This is a genomic window from Ruegeria lacuscaerulensis, assembly GCF_013034685.1.
Taxonomy (GTDB): Bacteria; Pseudomonadota; Alphaproteobacteria; order Rhodobacterales; family Rhodobacteraceae; genus Ruegeria; species Ruegeria lacuscaerulensis_B.
In genome coordinates this window covers 15,857-39,069 of the sequence record NZ_WQGO01000006.1, presented here as the reverse complement: position 1 = coordinate 39,069, position 23,213 = coordinate 15,857, and the positions used below count along the sequence as shown (strand labels likewise).

The following is a 23,213-nucleotide window of genomic DNA, read 5'->3' as shown; positions in this document are numbered from 1 at the left end:
CGTTTTCCGGCAAGGCTTGGGGTATGAACATGCAGCCTCCCAGCCGGTTCTCTGGTAACTCGGCCCAGATGCCCGTCGCCTTCAACCGCCACGAGATGTCTCATATCCTGTCCGTCTATGGTCGGATGGTCGCCGCCGGAGAATGGCGGGACTACGGCATTTCCAACCTCCGCGATATGGCCGTGTTTTCGATCTTTCGCCGCACGGCCGAACACCCGATATACCGGGTCGAAAAGCACCCGCGTTTACGGCAGAAACAGGGGATGTATTCGGTGGTCGGCATGGATGGCCGCATCCTGAAGCGCGGCCAGGATTTGCGTACCGTGCTGCGGGTTCTAGAACGCAAGCTGATCCGCTCGGTTGACCTTGATTAGAGCCTTTTGTGGCTGGTCACCGGTCCGTCACCCTGATCTTTGATCCGCGCAATGGCCTGCGCCATCGGCTCAAAGGTCACATCCATGTGGAAGGCATTGGCGTGCAGAAGCATGTCCTCGGCATAGACCCATGCAACATGGCCCTTCCAGAACAATAGATCACCACGTTGAGGCGGGGTGCCGTCTGGCAGAGTTTGCCCGACCGCGCGCTCTTGATCTCCGCTATCACCCGGGCAAGGCATCCCGCAGGCCAGCAATCCGGCCTGCACTAGGCCCGAGCAATCCAGCCCGCTTCGGCTGTTGCCGCCCCACAGATACGGTGTGCCCAGAAACAGCTCGGCCACGGCGACTGGGTCGGTCAGGGTGACGCCGATGGGTTTGGCGTGAACGGCGGGAATGAAACCAAGTTCGGTTTCCAGAAACCCGTTCACTTCGGACCGGGCGGCTATCTTGCCGCCGAAGCTCAGTGACGCGATGTCCGGGCTTTTCATATCCGCTTGGGTATAAGCATGGGTGGCTGGGGCGGTAATCCAATGGGTTGCGGGGGTGTCCGGGCCAAGCTGGCCCGACCGGACCCAGCCGGGATAACCGTCCTTGTCTGATGTGATCCGGCTCCAACCCTCTACTGTATCAGTGACTGCGACCGTTTCCCCATACAAAAGTTGCCGATCCCGGGGCCCATCTGGGCTGCGCATCAGATCGACGACCGGCTGTATGATGCGGTGTTGGGTCATAGGCCCAGCATCTCGGGCAGGGCGGTCAAAAGGGCACGTGGGCCTTGACCCAGCCCGCCCTTGCTGCGTCCGGGTTCTTTGCTGCGCTGCCACGAATAGATGTCGAAGTGTATATAGGGACTGTCGACCGCAAAACGGCGCAGGAACAGGGCGGCAGTGATCGACCCGGCAAATCCACCCGCAGGGGCGTTGTCCAGATCGGCGATGCCGGGTTCGATCATGCCTTCGTAAGGCTCATGGAAGGGCATCCGCCAGACTGGGTCGGCAGCTGCGCGCGCCGCGTGGGTCAAGGCGTCGGCAGCCTTGTCGCTGTCGGTGTAGAAGGGCGCCAGATCGGCACCAACAGCCACACGCGCCGCCCCGGTCAGCGTCGCCATCGAAATAACAAGGTCTGGTTTCCCCTCATCCGCCAGCGCCAGCGCGTCCGCCAGAACAAGACGCCCTTCGGCATCGGTATTATTGATCTCGACCGTCAGACCCTTGCGCGAGGTCAGGATATCGCCGGGTCGAAAAGCGTTCCCAGCCACCGAATTCTCAACCGCTGGGATCAGAACACGCAGTTGCAGCGGCAGGTTCAGCGCCATGATCATCCGCGCCAGCCCCAGCACGTTGGCTGCCCCGCCCATATCCTTTTTCATCAACCCCATTGAGGAACCGGGTTTCAGGTTCAACCCGCCAGTATCGAAACAGACACCCTTACCGACCAGAGTCAGTTTCGGTCCTGCGTCGCCCCAGTTCATCTCGATCAGCCGAGGCGCCTGCGCGGCGGCACGACCCACCGTGTGGATCATGGGAAAATTCTGGTCCAACAGGTCATTGCCTGCAATCACCGAACAGGAGGCACCGAATTCCTGCGCCAGCGCCTCAGATGCAGCCTGCAACTGGTCCGGCCCCATATCCGACGCAGGCGTGTTGACCAGATCGCGGATCAACGCCTCGGCCTTGGCAAGAACCTCTAACCGGGCGACATCCAAGCCATCCGGTGCGACGAGGCGCGCTTTGGCGGCGGATTGACTAGCATAGCGGTCGAAACTGTATCCGGTCAGCAACCATCCTAGGCATTCGGTCTCAAGCACATCATCCGACAGGCCCGAGGCAATGCGATAGGTGCCTTTGGGCAACGCTTCGGCCGCTGCGGCCAGTGGGAACCGTTTGCGCGCCCGTCCTGCTGGTTTGCCGTAGCCGGCCAGCGCCATGGACGGCGCACCGTCTGCATCAGGGATCAATAGCGTTTGCCCCAAACCGGCTGTGAACCCGCTGTGTTCCACCCAAGTCGCCACGGAACCGGGCTGATCCGAAATCCAGCTTTCCAGATCGGACTGCGCGATCACATGCAGCGGCAGGGACGGGTCAGAGGCGGGGGCAAAAGACAGGGTCATGGCGATCTCAACTGGTTCGAATTGCGCCCAGCCTAGTCACCCACGATCCGTCCGCAAGCCCCGTCAGACCGAAAGATCCTGCTGGTCCCAGATCACGGTCAGCGATTTTTCACCCACGCGGATCAGGCGCGACAGCGTTGACCCCGTGGCCACGGCATCGCCGACATCAACATTATGCGCCACGTCCCCTGCTACGCGCGCCAAAGCGGTCATCCCAACCTGTTCGGAAATCGCCACCAGAGAACGCGCGCATTTGCGCAAGCTCACCCAATCGCGCCGCCGCCAGTAGCGTTCGCAATTTGACAGGCGCACGGCCAGTTCCTCGACCGTGCGACACAACACGTCCAATGCATTCTGATCCCCCAACTGTCCGCACAATCCGTTCAGACGCTCCGGGTCCAAGCGGACGGATTCCTTGTGTTCAAGCGTGATTATCTTTTCCACCACATTCACCCCAATTCCTTGCACCCCCACGGTGTGGCCCTACTGTGGCGTGAAATTCCTTTGCAAAACCTTGCAGTGCTGCGGGATAATGGCTCGAATTTTCGGTGAATTCGGGTTACAGCACTCGTCAGACACAAGACTAAGGACGTAAGAATGGAACGCGCCAAACCTCTGCCGAGCTATCTGGTCAAACGGTATCACGGCTGGAAAGCCACCACCTATTCCGAAAATCAGGTCTGGTACCGGCGCCTCGCAACCGAGGGTCAGCGCCCGCGCGCGATGGTTATTTCGTGTTGCGACAGCCGGGTGCACGTGACGTCGATGTTCGGCGCGGATCAGGGCGATTTCTTCATTCACCGTAACATCGCCAACCTCGTCCCCCCATACGCCCCGGACGGAGATCACCACGGCACCAGCGCCGCCATCGAATACGCCGTGACCGCGCTGAAAGTGGCGCATCTGATCGTGCTGGGCCATTCGCAATGTGGCGGCGTTCAGGGCTGTATCGACATGTGCAAGGGCCAGGCCCCGCAGCTTGAAGCCAAGGACAGCTTTGTCGGGCGCTGGATGGATATCCTCAAGCCGAAATACGATCTGGTGGCCGATATCGAGGACAGCACAGACCAGGCGCGCCAATTCGAGCGGCATGCGGTTGTTGCCTCGCTGGAAAACCTGCTGACCTTCCCGTTCATTGCTTCGGCTGTCGAGGACGGATCACTGAGCCTGCACGGTCTGTGGACCGATATCGGCGAAGGCGGGCTGCAATGCTATGACCCGCATGAAAAGAAGTTCGTGGTTGTTTGATTTTCGATAGGCGCAATGCGATGTGAAGGGCCGGTCAGGCCCTTCTCTTTTTGTGCAATTGAATCACCGTAGGATCATACCCTCGGGCCAGTTTAGTTCTGTCTCGATTTGAATGGTTTCTGCCTGTCCGGGGGCCAACTCCATTTCCCACGCCAGAACTCCCCGCCGGTTATCGACATTTTCTTCGGCAGGGCTGGGATTTGCGCTCCAGGTGATATTCAGATCATCCTGTTCGGAAAAGGGGACGCTCTCGAGCAGACGTAGGGGCCAAGTTTGGTCCGAGAGATTCTCGATGTGAATTTGAGCGCGTTCAACTCTTTCGTTCGAGCGTGATATCAACCCAACGTCACCACTGCGCCGTCCCAGGATTTGGTGCTTCAAAGTCAGAGCATAGAGCATAAAGAGGACCAAATCCCAATTCCACCTCTTCACGAGGTCCGATTTCGGGGCTGGCATCGATTGCGACCAGAACGCCATCGACATGCCATCTGGCATATTCCGAGGAGATTAGGTTTTGTGCATACGGATTCGTGAAACGCGCAGTGCGATAGGCCGTGTCGTCCCGGCTGGGGTTGGCCAAGGCAAAAAGTTCTGCAGGTTGAGACATGCTATCCAGTTCCAGTTTGGCGGCCCCGTATCCACTGGAAATCGAGATCGGCACTGGCAGCGTATAGGTCGTGCCCGTTCCTTGGACTGACGCGGCGCTCGGGTTCCAACTTCTCGCGGTTTCTTCGACCACAACCGGCGCCTCTACGACTGGTTCTTCCAGCGTTTTGGGCTTTTCACGGATAGAGCGGCGTTTGGTTCGAATCCTAGACGCAGTGCTTTGATCGTCGGGTTGCAGTGTGGAAACGCTCAGGGCGATGTCGTTCCAGTCTTCACCAGTCGTTTGAGCCACAAAGACGCTGCGTTTGATCTGCACCTTCGGGGTATTTCCGATTTTCAGATCAAAGACATAAGCCGGTTGCCATGATGCAGTTTCATAAGTGAGATATGACAGCGATAGTGTTCCGTTTGTATCTTCTTCGGCAATAACATCTACGGCGATAAAGATACGTTCATCCGCTTCCGGCACAAGCGCGGCCAGATCAGCGTGCGCCGTTTCCAACTCGGCCTCAAGCTCTGCCAGTTGGGTTTCAGTTTCTCGCGCCTCAAGTTCTGCTGCCTGCGCGGTGTTTTCAGCATCAAGGGTTTCGTCGCCAACCATGCGGGCAATGCTGCGCAGGTTTTCGGGATCCGACTCGGCCGAGCCTACGTTACGCCCCAGATTGGTGAGGAACGCAATCGTGTGACCGGCAGCTTGGGCCTTCAATCGGGCGGTGTCAGCCTCATCCTCGACCGCTTGGATTTGAGATTCTATGTCTTCGATACGTTCTTCTACCTGTTTGACGGCCTCGCCGACATAGTCTCGCCAAGGCACGTCTGCGTAGCGTGAGATCAGAGCCGTCTGACTTAATCCATCTGCGCGAAACTGCATTGTCGCGATATGGTAGCCTACATCGTCGCTTTTCGGTGTGCCCAACAGAACCAGTCGATGACGGCCCGCTGGCACATCGAATGCGCCTGTTCGGGTGATCTGAGCCCCTTCCGGGTACACAGTCACGGCGCTGACATTGGTTTCAATGGTAAAAGTTTCAGCATGTAGAAGTGTCGGCAACAAGGCCAAAAAATAGATCAAAGATTTCATAACAACTCGCAACAAATCAGTGGCACCATACCGTATAGGTTGCAGGAGTGCTGCGCTGCATCAAGTCAAAAGAAAATGAGCCGCCAGATTGGGCAGCCGTTTGATTGCAGGGGCAGCCAAAAAACTGTGGGGCAAGTTCTTCACCGGATTTGCCGAGGTCGTGGCGGAACAGGAGGTGTCCTGACCTTTTTAGCTTGGGGGGATCTATTGTTTGCGTCCGTGAGCAAATGAGTTGACCGCAATGCGGATCAAAGCGATCACCATGCCTGTAGGAGATTTCCGCAGGCAGGAGGTGTGAGATGTCGATTGGCGCTCAGGTCAGGAAGCTTGAAGACAGGGTTTTGATTAATCCCAAAGACGGTCCTGCCATCAGGCGTCTCGTTACTCTTTTGGACCTTTGGGAAAATTCCGAGAATGCAAGCGGTACCTTTGGCGCGACGCAGGCCCGGATAAATGAAGACCTAGGTCCAGATTGGCGTCAGGACATGCTGGATCGCTCGCAAATTTGCGAAAGTTATCATCATTGGATGTCTGTCTTGTCTTCTGCAGGCATGGCTACTGCCGTCCCGATTGCTCAGGCCTTTTCAGGCCGGGTCATGACAATAAAGGGCCAACAAACGCACTGCGATACGAGGATCAAGTTCTTCAAAGAAACCAAGGTGATATCGCGGCTTTGTCACGATTGCTACAAAGTGCAAATCTTGCCTTCAAATTTAGACGAGATGTTCCAGACCTATTTCCTTTTGCTTTTGCTCAATCTGCCGAACGACAATGCAAGGAAGTGCATGATTGAGCTGAGAGACGGCATCAAATACCCGTATAAAGGGTATATTTATTGCCAGAGCATCGAAGAAGCTAAGGACTGCATGGTAGCTTTCGAAAGCCTCAAAATTCGGAACGGGGTAAAGGGGATTCGTACAAAAATTTCGCACGGATGCTCCGAGTTCGTGCAGGAATACCCGGATTTTAAATTCAACGAAGCTGAAGCATTCAGTGAGTTCAAGGTACCAGATGATTGGGTTGCGAAAGAGACGCGCTATTTCAAAAACTTGAAGCTCCCGACATCCTTGCGGAAGACGAACTCGAAAACGTTTCTCAGTCTGAGGGATGTTTTCAGTTTTCGCACATGGGTAAAATACGCTGAACTAATTGGCGACGAAGCAAGTGAGTCATACAGATCGCAACAAGGTCCGAACCTGTTACCAACGTTTATTCAACGCGTTCAGAAGCAAGCAAAAAAGCGGAACAGCGAAATGAAAGCGCTCATCGAAACAGACTGATAGTACAGCATGTTGCAAGAACGGACATTTGCGTCCGGACAAAACAGCGAGTTTTCGGAAGAGATGGTGCCCAGGAGAGGACTCGAACCTCCACGTCCATACGGACACTAGCACCTGAAGCTAGCGCGTCTACCAATTCCGCCACCTGGGCAGGTGTCGTGGAGGGGCGTTTAAGCCCACTGGCGAGGGGCGTCAACCGGATTCGGGAAGTTTTTTGAAAGTTTTTTGACCGCATTCGGAACACCCCTGAGAATGGTGGGGTTTTTCCCTTGCACGCGGCGTTATTGCGCCTTGTTCCGCGACCTTTTGGGCGGTAGATCGGATCTGGACCTAAAAACAGGAGCCCTTCTATGTCAAAACTGGTCACGATTTATGGCGGATCTGGGTTTGTCGGCCGGTATGTCGCGCGGCGCATGGCAGGCGAAGGGTGGCGTGTTCGGGTAGCGGTGCGCCGTCCGAACGAGGCGATGTTTGTCAAACCCTATGGCGTGGTCGGGCAGGTCGAACCTATTCTTTGCAATATCCGCGACGATGCCTCGGTCGCAGCGGCTATGCAGGGCGCGGATGCGGTGGTGAACTGCGTGGGTGTGCTGAACGAGCTGGGCAAGAACGCGTTTGACGCCGTTCAGGCCGAAGGTGCCGAACGGATCGCACGGATTGCGGCCAAGCAGGGGATCGCGACGATGGTCCATATCTCGGCCATCGGCGCGGATGCGGACTCGGACAGCGAATATGCGCAGACAAAGGCACAGGGTGAAGCCGGCGTACTGGAACATATGCCCGGTGCCGTGATCTTGCGCCCCTCGGTCATTTTCGGGACCGAGGATCAGTTCTTCAACCGCTTTGCCGGGATGACCCGCATGGGGCCATTCCTGCCGCTGGTGGGCGCTGAGACGAAATTCCAGCCGGTGTATGTGGATGATGTGGCCAAAGCCGCTGTGCAGGGCGTTCTGGGACAAGCCAAGTCTGGCACCTATGAGCTGGGCGGGCCCGAGGTGAAATCCTTCCGCGCGCTCATGCAGCAGATGCTTGATGTGATCCATCGCCGCCGCATCATTCTCGGGATGCCATTCTTTGTGGCCCGGATAATGGCCGGCGTTCTGGATATTGTGAAGTTCGTCAGTTTCCAATTGTTCCCCAACAACATCCTGACCCGCGATCAGCTAAAGAACCTTCGGCGCGACAATGTGGTCTCGGATGAGGTCAAAGGTTTTGCCGATCTGGGGATTGAACCCGCCACGCTGGAATCGGTTCTTCCGGACTATCTGTGGAAGTTCCGCCCCTCGGGTCAGTATGACGAGATCCAGAGATCGGCCGACAATCTGCGCACCTGATCAGCTATACGCGATGATCAGCAGGATCACGCCCAGCACCACGCGGTAGATTACGTAAGGCGTAAAGCTGACACTACGTAGCAAGCGCATCATGATGGACAACGCCAGCAAGGCTGCGGCAAAGGCAAAGAGGGCGGCGATGGCGCCGTCGATGGCCAGCCGCAGGTCGGCCTCTTTGATCACATCGATCGACAGCAGGATGCCCGAGGCCAGGATCGTCGGGATCGACATCAGCATTGCGATCCGTGCGCCCTCTTCCCGCGTATACCCAAGATGCCGTGCGCCGGTGATTGTGATGCCGGACCGCGACGTGCCGGGGATCAGCGCCAGCATCTGCCACAGCCCCATGATGGCTGCATCTTTCAGTCCCCAGTCCTTGGCTTCTTTTGTCTGCGGGCCTTTCTGATCCATCCAATAAAGCAACAGCCCAAAGCCCAGCATGGTCCATCCGATTACCGCCATCGAGCGCAGGGATTGGCTGAGTCCGCTTTGAAACAGGACCGCCCCAAGGATTACGGTCGGGATGGTCGAAACGATCAGCCCCAAGGCCAGTCGCGCTTGTTCAGTGTCCGTCTTACCGCGCAGCGCGCGGGGCAGCCCCGCCGCCGCGGACTTTACGTCGGGCCAGAAATACAGGACCACGGCACCCAAAGTTCCCACATGAACCGCTACGTCTATGGCCAAACCCTGATCTTGCAGGCCGGTCAGGCTGGGCAGAAGAATCAGGTGGCCCGAGGATGAGATCGGCAGGAATTCGGTGACGCCCTGAATGATTGCCACAAGAATCAGTTGAAAAAGACTCATGAACCTGCCCGTGCCATTGCCACGTGTTTTATGCGATTCATGGGTATAAGTGCTGCGTCGAAAAGGAAAGGACACTTATAGGTCCGAATCGGATCTATTTTTTCAGAGTTTTTGGGCATCATGGGAAAATTTGCTTCGGAAATTGCTAAATAGGTCAGTATTTATGACTTTTCATCTCATCCTGCATCTTTTAAGGAAGCTCGACCAAGCCAATTCATGGAGTCTGACCCGTGGCCAAGCAACCGATGCTGAAATTTGTGCAAGTCGATCGCGCCATGCCCGAAAAGCGTGCCGCAGACACGCGCAAGGAAGACTTTGACGAGATTTACGCCGAATTCGCCTCGGCCAAAGCAGAAGAGCAAGCCAGCCGCTGCAGCCAATGTGGTGTGCCCTATTGTCAGTCGCATTGCCCGTTGCACAACAATATCCCCGACTGGTTGCACCTGACCGCCACTGGCCGTCTGGAAGAGGCCTATCAGACCAGTCAGGCTACCAACACCTTCCCCGAGATCTGTGGCCGTATCTGCCCGCAGGACCGTCTGTGTGAAGGCAATTGCGTGATTGAACAGTCCGGCCATGGCACCGTGACCATTGGTACGATCGAGAAATACATCACCGATACCGCATGGGACAAAGGTTGGGTTAAGCCCGTTGTTCCGGGCACCGAGCGCAGCGAAAGCGTCGGCATCATCGGTGCGGGTCCTGGTGGTCTGGCGGCTGCCGACATGCTGCGCCGCGCCGGTATTCAGGTAACGGTCTATGACCGCTATGACCGCGCCGGTGGTTTGTTGATGTATGGTATTCCGGGTTTCAAACTGGAAAAGGACATCGTGCAGCGTCGCAACGATCTGCTGGCAGATGGTGGCGTGACATTTGAACTGAATTGCGACGTCGACGCCACGAAATTCGAAGAAATTCGTGGGAAGCACGACGCAGTGATCATCGCCACTGGCGTTTACAAGTCGCGCGACCTGTCCATGCCGGGCAGCGGTTTGGCCGGGATCGAGAAGGCGATTGACTTCCTGACGGCCTCGAACCGCAAAAGCTTCGGCGACGCGGTTGAAGACTTCGACAATGGTCGCCTGAACGCGGCTGGCAAAAAGGTTGTCGTAATCGGCGGCGGCGACACCGCGATGGACTGTGTGCGAACCTCGATCCGTCAAGGGGCGACATCGGTCAAATGCCTGTATCGCCGCGACCGCGCGAACATGCCTGGTTCGCAGCGCGAGACTCAGAACGCCGAGGAAGAAGGTGTGGTGTTTGAGTGGCTTAGCGCGCCCAAGGGCTTTACCGGCGACGACAAAGTCACAGGCGTGAAGGTGCAGAAGATGCGCTTGGGCCAGCCCGACGCAACCGGCCGTCAGGCCCCCGAGGTGATCGAAGGCGCGGACTATGTCGAAGACGCAGATCTGGTGATCAAGGCGCTTGGGTTTGAGCCCGAAGACCTGCCCAGCCTGTTCGGCCAGCCCGACCTGCCGGTGACACGCTGGGGTACCGTCAAGGCCGCCTTCCAGACCGGCGAGACCGAGATGGACGGCGTCTATGCCATCGGTGACATCGTGCGCGGGGCCTCTTTGGTGGTGTGGGCGATCCGCGACGGGCGCGATTGTGCCGATGCGATCATCGACCGGTTCAACGCCAAGGCTGCAGTCGCAGCCGAATAAACCCAGCGATCAGGAGCCTCGAAATGCCCGAGTTGCAAGGCCAATGCATGTGTGGCGCGGTCACGGTGACCGCTACGCCCGCGCGCGATGCGCTGGGCGCGTGCCATTGCGACCAATGCCGACGCTGGACAAGTTCGATGCTGGTTACTTTTCAGGCCGAAGAGGGCTACGCCGCGCTTGGGCCGGTCAAGACCTTCACCTCGTCCGATTGGGCCGAGCGCGCCTTCTGCGCTGACTGCGGCTCGGCGCTGTGGTACCGGATCACGCTTCCAGGTGAAATGCACGGACACACGCAAATCGCCGCAGGCCTGTTCCCAGATACCGGCCACACGCTGAAACTGGAACTTTATTTCGACAAAAAGCCCGAAGGGTACGCGTTCGCAGGTGAACGCCAGCAAATGACCAAAGCCGAGGTCGAGGCCATGTACGCCCCCTCGGAAGAAGGAGACAGCCAATGACCAAATATGATGCCGATTGGGTGCGCGCCGAAGAAGCCAAACGTCAGTGGATGGCCGAAAACGGTCTCTATTCCGAGGAGGAAGAACATTCATCCTGCGGCGTAGGCCTTGTCGTGTCTGTCGACGGCAAGCCGTCGCGCAAGGTGGTCGACGCCGGGATTGATGCGCTCAAGGCGATCTGGCACCGGGGCGCTGTGGATGCCGATGGCAAGACCGGAGATGGCGCGGGTATCCATGTGCAGATCCCTGTACCCTTCTTCTATGACCAGATTCGCCGTACCGGTCACGAACCCAATCTTGATGAGCTGATCGCGGTCGGTCAGGTCTTCTTGCCTCGTACGGACTTTGGTGCGCAGGAACAGTGCCGGACCATCGTGGAAACCGAAGTGCTGCGCATGGGTTACTACATCTATGGCTGGCGTCACGTGCCGGTCGATGTGACCTGCCTGGGTGAAAAGGCCAATGCGACCCGGCCCGAGATTGAGCAGATCCTGATCTCGAACTCCAAAGGTGTGGACGAAGACACCTTTGAGCGCGAGCTCTACGTGATCCGTCGCCGGATCGAAAAGGCGGCGTTGGCGGCAGGAATTTCCGGCCTGTATCTGGCGTCGCTGTCGTGCCGTTCGATCATCTATAAAGGAATGATGCTGGCCGAGCAGGTAGCGGTTTTCTATCCCGACTTGATTGACGAGCGTTTCGAATCCGCCTTTGCGATTTATCACCAGCGCTATTCGACCAATACTTTCCCGCAGTGGTGGCTGGCTCAGCCCTTCCGCATGCTGGCGCACAATGGTGAGATCAACACGCTGAAAGGCAACATCAACTGGATGAAGAGCCATGAGATTCGCATGGCGTCCTCGACCTTTGGTGACTATGCCGAGGATATCAAGCCGATCATCGCAGGTGGATCGTCGGATTCGGCCGCATTAGACTCGGTTTTCGAGGTTCTGGTGCGTGCAGGCCGGTCTGCTCCGATGGCAAAAACCATGCTGGTGCCAGAGAGCTGGTCCAAGCAGGCGGTTGAGCTGCCGCAGGCATGGCGCGACATGTATTCCTACTGCAACTCGGTGATGGAGCCATGGGACGGCCCTGCCGCGTTGGCCATGACAGATGGCCGTTGGGTCTGCGCCGGGCTCGACCGGAATGGTTTGCGCCCGATGCGCTACGTTGTGACGGGTGATGGATTGGTTATCGCCGGGTCGGAGGCCGGGATGGTGCCGATTGATGAGGCATCGGTGACGGAAAAAGGCGCGCTGGGTCCGGGTCAGATGCTGGCCGTGGATATGAAGCGTGGCAAGCTGTACCGCGACACGCAGATCAAGGACAAACTGGCCCGTGCCCTGCCCTTTGGCGAATGGGTTGGCAAGATCAACGATCTGAATGAAAGCCTGTCAGGCGTGACCGAAACCGCGAAGTTCAGCGGAGAGGAACTGCGCAAGCGACAGATCGCAGCCGGTTATTCTGTTGAAGAGCTGGAGCAAATCCTTGCCCCCATGGCTGAAGACGGCAAAGAGTCCCTGGCCTCGATGGGCGATGACACGCCATCGGCGGTTTTGTCCAAGCAATACCGCCCGCTCAGCCATTTCTTCCGCCAGAACTTTAGCCAGGTGACTAACCCGCCGATCGACAGTCTGCGCGAATACCGCGTCATGTCGCTGAAAACCCGGTTCGGTAACCTGAAAAACGTGCTGGACGAAGACAGCAGCCAGACCGAGATCATCACGCTGGACAGCCCCTTTGTCGGCAACACCCAATGGGACAAGCTGGTAGAAAATCTCGGTTCGCCGCTGGCGGAAATAGATTGTAGCTTTGAACCCGGTCGGGGCGCGTTAAGCGCCGCTTTGACCCGTGTTAGAGCCGAGGCAGAAGAGGCCGTGCGCTCGGGCGCGGGGCATCTGGTGCTGTCCGACATGGGTTCGGGCGCAGGTCGCGTGGCGATGCCGATGATTCTCGCGACCAGCGCGGTGCACTCGCATCTGACCCGTCAGGGGCTGCGGACCTTCTGTTCGCTGAACGTGCGCTCGGCCGAATGCGTTGATCCGCATTATTTTGCGGTTCTGATTGGCTGCGGCGCGACCGTCGTGAACGCTTATCTGGCTGAGGATTCGCTGGCCGACCGCATTGATCGCGGCTTGCTGGATGGCACGCTGACCGAAAACGTCGCACGGTATCGGGAGGCAATCGACCAAGGCCTGCTGAAGATCATGGCCAAGATGGGTATTTCGGTGATCTCCTCCTATCGCGGCGGTTTGAACTTTGAGGCCGTGGGCCTTAGCCGTGCGATGGTGGCTGAGTATTTCCCCGGCATGACCAGCCGGATTTCCGGTATCGGTGTGACCGGTATTCAGACCAAGGCCGAGGAAATCCATGCCAAGGGCTGGGACAGCGGTCTGGACGTGCTTCCGATCGGTGGTTTCTACAAGGCGCGCAAATCGGGTGAGACCCACGCGTGGGAAGCGACCTCGATGCACATGATGCAGATGGCCTGTAACCGCGCATCTTACGAGCTGTGGAAGCAATACTCGGCCAAGATGCAGTCGAACCCGCCGATCCACCTGCGCGATCTGATGGATTTCAAACCGCTGGGCAAACCGGTGCCGATTGAAGAGGTCGAGTCGATCACCTCGATCCGCAAGCGCTTTGTCACGCCGGGCATGTCGCTGGGTGCGCTGAGCCCCGAGGCGCACAAAACGCTGAATGTGGCGATGAACCGGATTGGCGCGAAATCTGACTCGGGTGAAGGTGGCGAAGATCCGGCGCATTTCGTGCCCGAGCCCAATGGCGACAACCCGTCTGCCAAGATCAAACAGGTGGCCTCGGGCCGGTTTGGTGTGACAGCCGAATACCTGAACCAGTGTGAGGAGCTTGAGATCAAGGTCGCCCAGGGTGCGAAACCCGGCGAAGGTGGTCAGCTGCCGGGCATGAAGGTCACCGACCTGATCGCGCGTCTGCGCCATTCGACCAAAGGCGTGACCCTGATATCGCCGCCGCCGCACCACGACATCTACTCGATCGAGGATCTGGCGCAGCTGATCTATGACCTGAAACAGATCAACCCGCGCTGTAAGGTGACGGTCAAGCTGGTTGCGTCCTCGGGCGTGGGCACGATTGCCGCCGGTGTGGCCAAGGCGAAAGCCGATATTATCCTTATTTCGGGTCACAATGGCGGCACGGGCGCGTCGCCTGCAACTTCGATCAAATACGCCGGTCTTCCGTGGGAGATGGGCCTGACCGAGGCGCATCAGGTTCTGGCGATGAACAACCTGCGAGATCGCGTGACTCTGCGGACCGATGGCGGGCTGCGCACCGGGCGCGATATCGTGATGGCTGCGATGATGGGGGCCGAGGAATACGGCATCGGCACCGCTGCCCTGATCGCGATGGGCTGTATCATGGTACGTCAGTGCCAGTCGAACACCTGCCCGGTTGGTGTGTGTACGCAGGACGAATCCCTGCGCGCCAAATTCACCGGCAATGCCGACAAGGTCGTCAATCTGATCACCTTCTACGCTCAGGAAGTGCGCGAACTGCTGGCTAGCCTCGGTGCGCGCTCGATTGACGAAATCATCGGCCGGGCCGATCTGCTGGCGCAGGTTAGCCGGGGTTCGGCGCATCTGGACGATCTGGACCTGAATCCGCTGCTGATTACCGTCGATGGCGCACATGACATCGTCTATAACCGCGACAAGGATCGCAACGCAGTGCCCGATACACTGGATGCCGAGATCGTGCGCGATGCGGCGCGGTTCCTGAAAGACGGCGAGAAGATGCAGCTGTCCTACGCGATTCAGAACACGCACCGGACGGTTGGTACTCGGGTGTCCAGCCATATCGTGCAGAATTTCGGGATGCGGAACACGTTCCAGGACGACCACCTGCATGTGAAATTGCAGGGCTCGGCCGGTCAGTCGCTGGGGGCGTTTGCGGCTCCGGGGCTCAAGCTGGAAGTGTCTGGCGATGCTAACGACTATGTTGGCAAGGGCCTTTCCGGTGGCATGATCGTTGTGCGCCCACCGCAGGTCAGCCCGCTTAAGGCAGATGACAACACGATCATCGGCAATACTGTTCTGTATGGCGCCACCGATGGCCACCTGTTCGCAGCAGGCCGCGCAGGCGAACGGTTCGCGGTTCGGAACTCGGGCGCCAAAGTGGTGATCGAGGGCTGTGGCTCGAACGGGTGCGAATACATGACCGGCGGTGTCGCCGTGATTCTGGGCGACATTGGTGCCAACTTTGGCGCGGGCATGACCGGCGGCATGGCGTACCTGTACGATCCCGAAGGCAAGGCACAGGCTCTGATGAACATGGAAACGCTGGTGACCTGCCCGGTTACGGTGGACCATTGGGAAGACCAGCTGAAAACGCTGATCGAAACTCATCAGTCTGAGACCTTCAGCCGCAAGGCCGCTGATATCCTGCAACATTGGGATGTGGAAAAGGCCAATTTCCTGCAGGTCTGCCCGAAAGAGATGCTGAACAAGCTCAGCCATCCTCTGACCAATGAGGTTGAAGCCGTTCCGGCAGAATAAGTCGCCAATCAGTCAAATTGCAAAACCCGCGTACCACTCCGGTACGCGGGTTTTCTTATTCATGGACCTCTACAACAGACATTTCAAACAAGACCTACACGTCGTATAGCTGTGGCATGGCAAAGAAAGCAGTCCGCAAGACAAGCGGTAAGAAAAAGAAGGCGTCGAAAGCCAAACCCAACGTCGTGATGCGGATTCGCCGCTGGGTCACGCGTGGGCTATTGGCGATTGCGACGTTTGTCGTAGCGCTGATTGCACTCTATTCGGTAGTCAACCCTCCGGTGACCCATACGATCTGGACCGAATGGCGCAGATTGGGCAAGGTCGAGCGTGACTGGGTTCCCATCGAACAGATTTCGCCGATCATGGCGCGGTCAGTCGTAGCGGCAGAGGACGCCAATTTCTGCCGCCATTGGGGGTTTGATGTCGAAGCAATTCGTGACGCGATTGAAGGGGGTGGTGCCCGAGGTGCGTCGACGATTACGCAGCAAGTGGTGAAGAATGTCTTTTTGTGGCAAGGGCGCAGTTGGGTGCGCAAGGCGCTTGAAACTTCGATGACGCCGGTCGTCGAAATTTTCTGGAGCAAACAACGTATTCTTGAAATCTATTTGAACGTCGCCGAGACCGGAAATGGCGTATTCGGGGTTGAGGCAGCGGCGCAGCGCAATTTCAACGTTCCGGCGTCCAAACTGTCCTCGGTTCAGGCGGCGCGGATTGCGGCGATCCTGCCATCCCCGCGAAATCGGTCGGTAACCGACCCGTCGGTACGCACCCGCAGACGAGCGGCTGCGATTCTGGACGGGGCGGCCACCATCCGCGCAGATGGTCGCGCGGATTGTTTCGAGGATTGAAAACCGAACCCTCTCGGGGCTAAAGCTGAGGGGTATTCACTGGTTCGATTGGAAGCTCATGGCGCGTCTGTTTCACGTTCCCCTGTCCCCGTACTGCCGCAAGGTCCGTCTGTCACTGGCGGAAAAGAAGATTGAGGTCGAACTGGTCGAAGAGAAATACTGGGAGCAAGACCCGGATTTCCTGCGCCGCAATCCGGCGGGTAAAGTTCCGGTTTTGCGGTTGGACGGGCATGTCATGGCGGAAAGCAGCGCCATTTGCGAGTATATCGAGGAAACGCGCCCCGAGCCCGCTTTGATGCCGAAAACACCGGAAGCCCGGTATGAAGTCCGGCGGCTAGTCGGCTGGTTTGACGACAAGTTTCATCACGAGGTGACATCGAAACTGTTGTACGAGCGGGTCAACAAGAAGATGACCGGCCAGGGATACCCGGACAGCAAGAATGTCAAAGAGGGCGCCAAGGCCATCAAGTATCATCTGGACTACATGGCATGGCTGCTAGATCACCGGCGTTGGTTGGCGGGCGACCAGATGACATTGGCCGATTTCGCGGCCGCGGCGCATTTGTCGGCGCTGGACTATATCTCGGACGTGGATTGGAACCGTTCGGCGGCGGTCAAGGATTGGTACGCCAAGATCAAATCTCGGCCTGCGTTTCGGTCTATACTGGCGGATCAGGTGCCGGGGTTTCGGCCTCCGCCGCATTACGCGGATCTGGATTTCTGATAGGGTGGCAGGGGGGCTGTCTGCCCCCCATCGCGCCGGGGCGCGATTCCCCCCGAGGATATTTTAGCCAGATGAAGAGCGGATCGGATTTAAAGGACAAGGTGGTCGCTCAGGCATTGAGTGAGGGGTTTGTGTCCTGTCGGATTTGTCGGCCGTGGGATGTGCCGGAAGTGCCCGCGCGGTTGCAGGCGTTTTTGGATTCCGAGTATCACGGACAGATGGGGTGGATGGCCGAACGGACCCATTGGCGGGGCGATCCGTCGGCTTTGTGGCCCGAGGCGCGGTCGGTGATCATGCTGGCCGAGAGCTATACGCCTGAACATGATCCGACCGAGGTTTTGGGCCATCCTGATCGGGGTGCGATTTCGGTCTATGCGCAGAACAAGGACTACCATGATCTGGTGAAAAAACGCCTCAAGCGGTTGGCGCGGTGGTTGATTGCCGAAGGTGGCGGCGAGGTGAAGGTGTTTGTTGATACAGCGCCGGTGCCTGAGAAGGCCCTGGGCCATGCGGCGGGGCTGGGATGGCAGGGGAAGCATACGAATCTGGTCAGCCGTGATTGGGGAAATTGGGCCTTTATAGGCTCTGTTTTTACTACATTGGACCTGCCTGCGGATATGACCGAGGTGGATCATTGCGGATCGTGTCGCGCTTGTTTGGATGCCTGTCCAACGGATGCGTTTCCTGCGCCGTACAAGTTGGATGCGCGGCGGTGTATTTCCTATCTGACCATCGAACATAAGGGGTCGGTTGACGAAGATCTGCGCGGAAAGTTGGGCAATCGGATTTACGGATGCGATGATTGTCTGGCGGCCTGTCCGTGGAACAAATTTGCTGTCGCGGCCAGCGATCTGCGCTATGCGGCGCGGGATGATTTGGTGGCCCCGCCGCTGGTTGAATTGGCCGGGTTGGATGATGCGGCGTTTAGGGTCAAGTTCTCGGGCTCGCCCATCAAGCGGATCGGGCGGGATCGGTTTGTGCGCAACGTGCTGTATGCGATTGGCAATTCCGGTTTGCCCGCGCTGAAGCCCGTGGCGCAGGGGTTGGTGGATGATCCTGATCCAGCCGTGGCTGATGCCGCGCGCTGGGCGGTACAACAACTGCCCTAAGTGCCGCAAACAGGCTGGACGTGTCGGTCCAAACCGCTACACCCAATTCAGCGAACAGGAAGGAGAACCCGATGGCGCTGGCTTTGGGGGTTGATACGGGCGGAACCTATACGGATGCGGTGCTGATCCGGGATGAGGCTGAGGTGATCGCCTCGGCCAAGTCGCTGACCACGCGGGCAGACTTGGCAATCGGCGTGGGCAAAGCGATTTCGGCTGTGTTGGAACAGGCGGCGGTTGGCCCCGAGCAGATCTCGATGGCATCTTTGTCGACCACTTTGGCCACCAATGCTCTGGTCGAGGGGCAGGGCGGGCGCGTGGCGTTGGTCTATATCGGGTTCAAAGAGGGCGATCTGGATCGGCACGGGTTGCGCGACGCGTTGAAGGGTGATCCGGCGCTGGTGATTGCCGGGGGTCATAGCCATGCGGGGGGTGAGACTGCTCCGCTGGATTTGGCCGCGTTGGAAACGTTTTTAGACTCTCATAAAGGCATATCCGGCTTTGCCGTGGCCGCGCAGTTTGCCACGCGCAACCCCGCGCATGAGCTGGAAGCGGCGCGGATTATAGCCGAGCGGACGGGGGCTCCGGTCACATGTTCTCATCACCTGTCGGCCAAGTTAAACGGGCCGAAACGGGCAGTGACGGCGGTATTAAATGCACGGCTGATCGGGATGATTGATCGGCTGATCGGACGGGCGCAGGATCAGTTATTGACGTTGGGAATCACCGCGCCGATGATGGTGGTCCGCGGCGACGGCGCGTTGATGAGCGCCGAGCAAGCGCGAGAACGCCCGATTGAGACGATCCTCAGCGGGCCTGCGGCCTCGATCGTAGGGGCCAGTTGGTTGACGGGGGCCGAGAATGCGCTGGTGTCGGATATTGGCGGGACGACCACGGACATCGCCGTGATCCGCGACGGTAAGCCCGCGATTGATCCCAATGGTGCGCGCGTCGGTGGCTTTCGCACCATGGTCGAGGCGGTGGCGATGCGCACCCATGGTCTGGGCGGCGACAGTCAGGTCCATGTGGTGACCGAGGGGCTGGGAGGCGGCGTGGTCCTTGGCCCGCGCAGGGTATTGCCGGTGTCGCTGATCGCGGCCGAGGCCCCGGATGTGGTGCACGCTGAGTTGGACAAACAACTGCGCGCGACCACGGTAGGTGAACATGACACGCGGTTTGCCCGCCGCGTGCCCGGTATCCATGCCGAAGGGCTGGGTGCACGGGAAGCGGTGTTGTTGGACCGTCTTGGCGATCAGGTTTTGCCGCTAAGCGACCTGTTGCGCACACGGCTGGAGAATGGCGCCCTGACGCGGCTGGTGGATCGCGGGATTGTTCAGGTCTCGGGCGTGACGCCGTCGGATGCAAGCCACGTTCTAGGAAGGTTGAACGCCTGGGATGCCGAAGCCGCGCGTAAGGCGCTGGAACTGGTGTCGCGCAAACGGGTTGGGTCGGGTGATGTGCTGGCGAAAATGCCCGAGGCTTTGGCGCAGATGATCGTGGATCAGTTGACCGAACAGACCTCTTTGACCTTGTTAGAGACTGCTTTTGCCGAAGAAGCCGAGGATTTTGGCATTCCCCCGGCCGACTTGGCCCGGCATGTTCTGACCTGCAAGGGGTTGGCTGGGCATCGGGGCCTGCTGGCGCTGGATGCGGCGCTGAATGTGGATGTGATCGGGTTGGGCGCCTCGGCCCCCAGCTATTACCCGGCGGTCGGGGAGCGTTTGCATTGCAAGATGATCTTGCCCGAACATACTGGCGTGGCGAATGCCATCGGCGCTGTCGTCGGTCGCCTGACCTTGCGCCGGGCGGGTACGGTCACGTCGCCTTCCGAGGGCAAGTTCCGGGTGCATCTTGAGGACGGACCGCAGGATTTCAACGATTCCGAGGCGGCGTTGTCGCTGCTGGAATCCGTACTGCGATCCGAGGCTGAGGGCGCGGTACGCGACGCCGGGGCCGAGGATATCCGCGTGATCGTTGACCGCGACATCCGCACAGCCCGCGTCGAGGCGCAGGAGGTGTTTGTCGAGGCCATGATCACGGTCGAAGCCAGCGGCCGCCCAAGGGTCGCCGCCGGCTGATCGCTTATTCTGCCGCGTCGCGTTTGGGCAGAACCCAATCGGGGCGCGGGAAATGGCAGGTATAGCCGTTGGGGATACGCTCCAGATAGTCCTGATGCTCGGGCTCGGCGTCCCAGAAATCACCGACGGGCTCCAGCTCGGTCACGACCTTGCCGGGCCACAAACCGCTGGCGTTCACATCCGCAATCGTGTCCAACGCCACCTGTTTCTGCGCGTCGTCCACATAGTAGATGGCCGAGCGATAGCTCATCCCGCGGTCATTGCCCTGACGGTTCACCGTGGTCGGGTCGTGGATCTGGAAAAAGAACTCCAGCAGGTCACGGTAGCTGATCTGCGTGGGGTCAAAGAAAATCTCGATCCCTTCGGCATGGGTGCCGTGGTTGCGATAGGTGGCGTTGGGGACATCGCCGCCAGTATAGCCGACGTTGGTGCGGGACACGCCCGGTAGCTTGCGGATCAGGTCCTGCATTCCCCAGAAACAACCTCCTGCTAGGACAGCGCGTTCTTCGGTCATTGGATTTCCTCCACATGGATCAGATAGTCGGCATAGCCTTCGGCCTCCATGTCATCGCGATGGACAAACCGCAAGGAGGCTGAGTTGATGCAATAGCGCAGCCCGCCATGTTCACGCGGGCCGTCGGGGAAGACGTGGCCCAGATGGCTGTCGCCGTGTTTTGAACGCACCTCGGTGCGAATCATGCCGTGGGTGGTATCCCGGAACTCTTCTACATGTTCATGCACGATGGGCTTGGTGAAACTAGGCCAGCCGCAGCCGGATTCGTATTTGTGAGTCGAAGCGAACAGCGGCTCGCCCGAGACGATATCCACATAAATCCCCGGTTCCTTGTTGTTCAGCAGCTTGCCGGTGCCCGGACGCTCGGTCCCGCTGTTCTGCGTGACATGGTATTCTTCGGGCGAGAGGGCAGCGATGGCCTCGGGGGATTTGGTGTATTGGGTCATGGATCCTCCGGTCGGTTGAGTTGCACCATTATTTGGGGGTTGGGGCGCAGAAATCAAAGCCTGTTTCATGCGCCTCGCGCCCTCGTGCGTTGATCCGGGGGACGATTTGGCGCGTATACTTGGGTAGAGGAGGGTTCACCATGTTCCGCATCTTGCTGTTGACCGCTTTGATTCTGACCGGGCGCACCGTGCAGGCTGCGCCGTTGAGCGGAGAGTTTCCGTCCATCGACGGCGGTACCCTGTCGATCGCGGATTGGCGCGGGCAGCCGGTTTTGGTGGTGAACACGGCCTCGCATTGCGGCTTTACCGGGCAATACAGCGCGCTGCAGCAAGTCCACGAAGACTATGGTCCGCGCGGACTGGTCGTGCTGGCGGTACCGTCGGATTCCTTCAATCAGGAATTGGGATCGGCGGAAGAGGTCAAGGAATTCTGCGATTTCAACTATAACCTGACCCTGCCGATGACCGACATCACCCCGGTTCGAGGCGCAAAAGCGCATCCTTTCTATCAACAGGTTGCGGCGCAGACAGGATTTGAGCCCAGTTGGAACTTCAACAAAATCCTTCTGGATCCCGAAGGCGAAGTTATAGCGACCTATGGCGCGACCACGCGCCCCGATTCCCGGCAAGTGCTGTCTCAGGTCGAGGCTTTGCTGCCCTGAGCAGGCTGTCGAGACAGTTGCACCGCCAGGATTCCAGCGGTGGTGATCAAAACGCCAACAGCATCCAGCGGGCCCAGTTTCTCACCCAGCAGAATCGCGGCGATGGTCACGCCGAATACGGGGTTGAGGAAATGGAAGGTGGCTGCACGAGTCGCCCCGATCCGATCCAGCAGAAGGAACCATATCAGCGTGGCCAACAAGCCGGGGAACAGGGTTGTGTAGGTGAAAGCCAGCACCAGCGGAACGGTGAGGTGGATATGGATCACCTCGAACAGGGGAGCCGCGACGAACAGAACGGCTGAACCAACCAGCATCTGCAACCCCACGACCATCATGAAATTCCCGCCTGAGGTTGCCCCCCGCACCGCCAAGGTGGCGAAGGTCAGCGCCAAGGCCCCAACACCGCAGAGCATCACGCCGACCATATCAACGCCCGCGCTGATGCGGCTGCTCATGATCAAAGCGACGCCAGCAAACCCGGCGAGCAGGCCAATCACGCCTAGCGGTCGCAGACGATCACCCAGAAAGAGCCAGCTTGCCAGTGCCACCAGCAGCGGCATGGTCGAGGCGATAATGGCCGCAACTGACGCCTCAATCGTCTGCATCGCATAGAAATTCAGACCCAAATACAAGGCATTCTGGCAGATGCCGAACAGGATGGTTGCGTACCATTGTTGCGGCGTCAGCCGCCAGCTCTGTCCCATTGCGCGCGCAATGGCGACGCCGATCAACCCGGAAATCAAAAAGCGCAATGCCAGCGAAAACAGCGGTGATGCGTCCATCACGATGATCCGCGCCGAAGTAAAGGCCGACGACCAGATCAGTGCAAATGTCAGCCCCATGGCCATGGCGCGCAGATCCATCGCCCATCCCCTTTGTTGGTTTCGCGCACTGTTCCTTAAATCAGTAAGGGTCGCAAGATGTACCGTCTGGCTGTAGTAACTAGGAATCTCATAAGGGCACCACACGCGGGGCGCACAATTTAATTCTTACCGGAGTTGGAGTTACTTTTCGGCCCGCTAGATCATAAGTGACCACAACAAAGGCGAAGCCCGTTATGTTGCAAGAGAAGCGAAAAGACCTGGATTCGGAGCGGCAGAAAAAGCTGCTGTTTCGGCTTGTGGATGAACTCAGTCAATCTTCGCCTGATCTGTACTATCGCCCAACCAGTGAGATCGCGACGTACCTTGAAACGTATATTCGTAAGGAAGCAAAACTGTCTGCAGACGATCGGGCCTTGATGAACCGGCTCAGCCGTCGTGATCTGGAAGTGTTATTAAGTTTGCACTGATCCCCAAGAAAAAGGGCCCCCAAACGGCGGCCCTTGATCGTATGTTTGCG

Annotated in this window: 22 protein-coding genes and 1 tRNA gene; 13 read left to right on the top strand and 10 right to left on the bottom strand. The window is 58.4% G+C overall.

Features of this window, described 5'->3' with window-relative positions:
• Positions 1-23 precede the first annotated feature (23 nt).
• Entirely contained in the window at positions 24-374 is a 351-nt protein-coding gene (locus GOV80_RS15445; protein ID WP_170771486.1) for a DUF2794 domain-containing protein, read from the top strand.
• Here GOV80_RS15445 and GOV80_RS15440 read toward each other — a convergent pair.
• The 3 genes from GOV80_RS15440 to GOV80_RS15430 form a co-directional block, all read right to left on the bottom strand.
• The gene (locus tag GOV80_RS15440; protein WP_170786082.1) at positions 371-1,108 is read right to left on the bottom strand and encodes a C40 family peptidase; all 738 of its coding nucleotides are present in this window, start codon (positions 1,106-1,108) and stop codon (positions 371-373) included. The genes GOV80_RS15445 and GOV80_RS15440 overlap by 4 nt on opposite strands.
• Entirely contained in the window at positions 1,105-2,487 is a 1,383-nt protein-coding gene (locus GOV80_RS15435; protein ID WP_170786080.1) for a leucyl aminopeptidase family protein, read from the bottom strand. Before GOV80_RS15435 ends, GOV80_RS15440 begins: the two co-directional genes overlap by 4 nt.
• 63 nt (positions 2,488-2,550) lie before the next feature.
• Entirely contained in the window at positions 2,551-2,940 is a 390-nt protein-coding gene (locus GOV80_RS15430) for a hypothetical protein (protein WP_170771590.1), read from the bottom strand.
• Positions 2,941-3,084: 144 nt separating this feature from the next.
• Between GOV80_RS15430 and GOV80_RS15425 the strand changes: the two genes are divergently transcribed.
• Complete coding sequence (locus tag GOV80_RS15425) at positions 3,085-3,735, top strand: carbonic anhydrase (RefSeq protein WP_170771492.1); 651 nt, start codon at positions 3,085-3,087, stop codon at positions 3,733-3,735.
• A 63-nt stretch (positions 3,736-3,798) separates the two neighbouring features.
• Here GOV80_RS15425 and GOV80_RS22745 read toward each other — a convergent pair whose 3' ends face one another.
• The gene (locus GOV80_RS22745) at positions 3,799-4,134 is read right to left on the bottom strand and encodes a DUF4139 domain-containing protein (protein ID WP_419555658.1); all 336 of its coding nucleotides are present in this window, start codon (positions 4,132-4,134) and stop codon (positions 3,799-3,801) included.
• The gene (locus tag GOV80_RS15415; protein WP_170786076.1) at positions 4,082-5,422 is read right to left on the bottom strand and encodes a mucoidy inhibitor MuiA family protein; all 1,341 of its coding nucleotides are present in this window, start codon (positions 5,420-5,422) and stop codon (positions 4,082-4,084) included. The genes GOV80_RS22745 and GOV80_RS15415 overlap by 53 nt, the downstream gene beginning before the upstream one ends.
• Before the next feature lie 299 nt (positions 5,423-5,721).
• On the opposite strand from GOV80_RS15415, the gene GOV80_RS15405 reads away from it, so the two are divergent.
• The gene (locus tag GOV80_RS15405; protein ID WP_170786074.1) at positions 5,722-6,702 is read left to right on the top strand and encodes a hypothetical protein; all 981 of its coding nucleotides are present in this window, start codon (positions 5,722-5,724) and stop codon (positions 6,700-6,702) included.
• Between the two features lie 64 nt (positions 6,703-6,766).
• Here the strand turns inward: GOV80_RS15405 and GOV80_RS15400 are convergent.
• A tRNA-Leu gene (locus GOV80_RS15400) sits at positions 6,767-6,853 on the bottom strand.
• A 199-nt stretch (positions 6,854-7,052) separates the two neighbouring features.
• On the opposite strand from GOV80_RS15400, the gene GOV80_RS15395 reads away from it, so the two are divergent.
• On the top strand, positions 7,053-8,036 hold the full coding sequence (locus GOV80_RS15395; RefSeq protein WP_170786072.1) for a complex I NDUFA9 subunit family protein: 984 nt from the start codon (positions 7,053-7,055) through the stop codon (positions 8,034-8,036).
• Here the strand turns inward: GOV80_RS15395 and GOV80_RS15390 are convergent, their stop codons facing one another.
• The gene (locus tag GOV80_RS15390) at positions 8,037-8,840 is read right to left on the bottom strand and encodes an undecaprenyl-diphosphate phosphatase (RefSeq protein ID WP_170786070.1); all 804 of its coding nucleotides are present in this window, start codon (positions 8,838-8,840) and stop codon (positions 8,037-8,039) included.
• Positions 8,841-9,070: 230 nt separating this feature from the next.
• Here GOV80_RS15390 and GOV80_RS15385 point away from each other — a divergent pair, with 230 nt between their 5' ends.
• The 7 genes from GOV80_RS15385 (at position 9,071) to GOV80_RS15355 (ending at position 20,250) form a co-directional block, all read left to right on the top strand.
• Complete coding sequence (locus GOV80_RS15385) at positions 9,071-10,504, top strand: FAD-dependent oxidoreductase (RefSeq protein WP_170786068.1); 1,434 nt, start codon at positions 9,071-9,073, stop codon at positions 10,502-10,504.
• A gap of 23 nt (positions 10,505-10,527) precedes the next feature.
• On the top strand, positions 10,528-10,962 hold the full coding sequence (locus tag GOV80_RS15380; protein WP_170786066.1) for a GFA family protein: 435 nt from the start codon (positions 10,528-10,530) through the stop codon (positions 10,960-10,962).
• Positions 10,959-15,491: a glutamate synthase large subunit gene (gene gltB / locus GOV80_RS15375; protein ID WP_170786064.1), complete on the top strand. Its 4,533-nt coding sequence runs from the start codon at positions 10,959-10,961 to the stop codon at positions 15,489-15,491. Before GOV80_RS15380 ends, gltB begins: the two co-directional genes overlap by 4 nt.
• Positions 15,492-15,607: 116 nt before the next feature.
• Positions 15,608-16,342, top strand: coding sequence for a monofunctional biosynthetic peptidoglycan transglycosylase (mtgA, locus tag GOV80_RS15370; RefSeq protein WP_170786062.1), 735 nt, complete (start codon positions 15,608-15,610; stop codon positions 16,340-16,342).
• Between the two features lie 58 nt (positions 16,343-16,400).
• Positions 16,401-17,066 carry an FtsZ-binding protein FzlA gene (gene fzlA, locus GOV80_RS15365; RefSeq protein WP_170771511.1) on the top strand — a complete coding sequence of 222 codons (666 nt, stop codon included), beginning with the start codon at positions 16,401-16,403 and terminating at the stop codon, positions 17,064-17,066.
• A 71-nt stretch (positions 17,067-17,137) separates the two neighbouring features.
• Positions 17,138-18,175, top strand: a complete 1,038-nt coding sequence (queG, locus tag GOV80_RS15360) for a tRNA epoxyqueuosine(34) reductase QueG (protein ID WP_170786060.1) — start codon at positions 17,138-17,140, stop codon at positions 18,173-18,175.
• 71 nt (positions 18,176-18,246) lie between these two features.
• On the top strand, positions 18,247-20,250 hold the full coding sequence (locus tag GOV80_RS15355; protein WP_170786058.1) for a hydantoinase/oxoprolinase family protein: 2,004 nt from the start codon (positions 18,247-18,249) through the stop codon (positions 20,248-20,250).
• 4 nt (positions 20,251-20,254) lie between these two features.
• On the opposite strand, the gene msrA is transcribed toward GOV80_RS15355, so the two are convergent.
• A complete protein-coding gene (msrA, locus tag GOV80_RS15350; protein ID WP_170786056.1) occupies positions 20,255-20,764 on the bottom strand; it encodes a peptide-methionine (S)-S-oxide reductase MsrA in 510 nt (169 codons plus the stop codon).
• A complete protein-coding gene (gene msrB, locus GOV80_RS15345) occupies positions 20,761-21,210 on the bottom strand; it encodes a peptide-methionine (R)-S-oxide reductase MsrB (RefSeq protein ID WP_170786053.1) in 450 nt (149 codons plus the stop codon). The genes msrA and msrB overlap by 4 nt, the downstream gene beginning before the upstream one ends.
• Positions 21,211-21,350: 140 nt before the next feature.
• Here msrB and GOV80_RS15340 point away from each other — a divergent pair, with 140 nt between their 5' ends.
• A complete protein-coding gene (locus GOV80_RS15340; RefSeq protein ID WP_170786051.1) occupies positions 21,351-21,872 on the top strand; it encodes a glutathione peroxidase in 522 nt (173 codons plus the stop codon).
• Here the strand turns inward: GOV80_RS15340 and GOV80_RS15335 are convergent.
• Entirely contained in the window at positions 21,848-22,735 is an 888-nt protein-coding gene (locus tag GOV80_RS15335) for a DMT family transporter (protein WP_170771522.1), read from the bottom strand. The genes GOV80_RS15340 and GOV80_RS15335 overlap by 25 nt on opposite strands.
• A 194-nt stretch (positions 22,736-22,929) precedes the next feature.
• On the opposite strand from GOV80_RS15335, the gene GOV80_RS15330 reads away from it, so the two are divergent.
• Positions 22,930-23,163, top strand: a complete 234-nt coding sequence (locus GOV80_RS15330; RefSeq protein WP_170355542.1) for a hypothetical protein — start codon at positions 22,930-22,932, stop codon at positions 23,161-23,163.
• Positions 23,164-23,213 lie beyond the last annotated feature (50 nt).

Bases quoted from the DNA above. Each gene is read 5' to 3' on its own strand.
- GOV80_RS15425 (WP_170771492.1), top strand. From the start codon at position 3,085: ATGGAACGCGCCAAACCTCTGCCGAGCTATCTGGTCAAACGGTATCAC.
- GOV80_RS15445 (WP_170771486.1), top strand. From the start codon at position 24: ATGAACATGCAGCCTCCCAGCCGGTTCTCTGGTAACTCGGCCCAGATG.
- msrB (WP_170786053.1), bottom strand. From the start codon at position 21,210: ATGACCCAATACACCAAATCCCCCGAGGCCATCGCTGCCCTCTCGCCC.
- GOV80_RS15440 (WP_170786082.1), bottom strand. From the start codon at position 1,108: ATGACCCAACACCGCATCATACAGCCGGTCGTCGATCTGATGCGCAGC.
- GOV80_RS15335 (WP_170771522.1), bottom strand. From the start codon at position 22,735: ATGGATCTGCGCGCCATGGCCATGGGGCTGACATTTGCACTGATCTGG.
- mtgA (WP_170786062.1), top strand. From the start codon at position 15,608: ATGGCAAAGAAAGCAGTCCGCAAGACAAGCGGTAAGAAAAAGAAGGCG.
- GOV80_RS15405 (WP_170786074.1), top strand. From the start codon at position 5,722: ATGTCGATTGGCGCTCAGGTCAGGAAGCTTGAAGACAGGGTTTTGATT.
- GOV80_RS22745 (WP_419555658.1), bottom strand. From the start codon at position 4,134: ATGCTCTATGCTCTGACTTTGAAGCACCAAATCCTGGGACGGCGCAGT.
- queG (WP_170786060.1), top strand. From the start codon at position 17,138: ATGAAGAGCGGATCGGATTTAAAGGACAAGGTGGTCGCTCAGGCATTG.
- GOV80_RS15340 (WP_170786051.1), top strand. From the start codon at position 21,351: ATGTTCCGCATCTTGCTGTTGACCGCTTTGATTCTGACCGGGCGCACC.
- gltB (WP_170786064.1), top strand. From the start codon at position 10,959: ATGACCAAATATGATGCCGATTGGGTGCGCGCCGAAGAAGCCAAACGT.
- GOV80_RS15395 (WP_170786072.1), top strand. From the start codon at position 7,053: ATGTCAAAACTGGTCACGATTTATGGCGGATCTGGGTTTGTCGGCCGG.
- GOV80_RS15390 (WP_170786070.1), bottom strand. From the start codon at position 8,840: ATGAGTCTTTTTCAACTGATTCTTGTGGCAATCATTCAGGGCGTCACC.
- GOV80_RS15355 (WP_170786058.1), top strand. From the start codon at position 18,247: ATGGCGCTGGCTTTGGGGGTTGATACGGGCGGAACCTATACGGATGCG.
- GOV80_RS15435 (WP_170786080.1), bottom strand. From the start codon at position 2,487: ATGACCCTGTCTTTTGCCCCCGCCTCTGACCCGTCCCTGCCGCTGCAT.
- GOV80_RS15380 (WP_170786066.1), top strand. From the start codon at position 10,528: ATGCCCGAGTTGCAAGGCCAATGCATGTGTGGCGCGGTCACGGTGACC.
- fzlA (WP_170771511.1), top strand. From the start codon at position 16,401: ATGGCGCGTCTGTTTCACGTTCCCCTGTCCCCGTACTGCCGCAAGGTC.
- GOV80_RS15415 (WP_170786076.1), bottom strand. From the start codon at position 5,422: ATGAAATCTTTGATCTATTTTTTGGCCTTGTTGCCGACACTTCTACAT.
- msrA (WP_170786056.1), bottom strand. From the start codon at position 20,764: ATGACCGAAGAACGCGCTGTCCTAGCAGGAGGTTGTTTCTGGGGAATG.
- GOV80_RS15330 (WP_170355542.1), top strand. From the start codon at position 22,930: ATGTTGCAAGAGAAGCGAAAAGACCTGGATTCGGAGCGGCAGAAAAAG.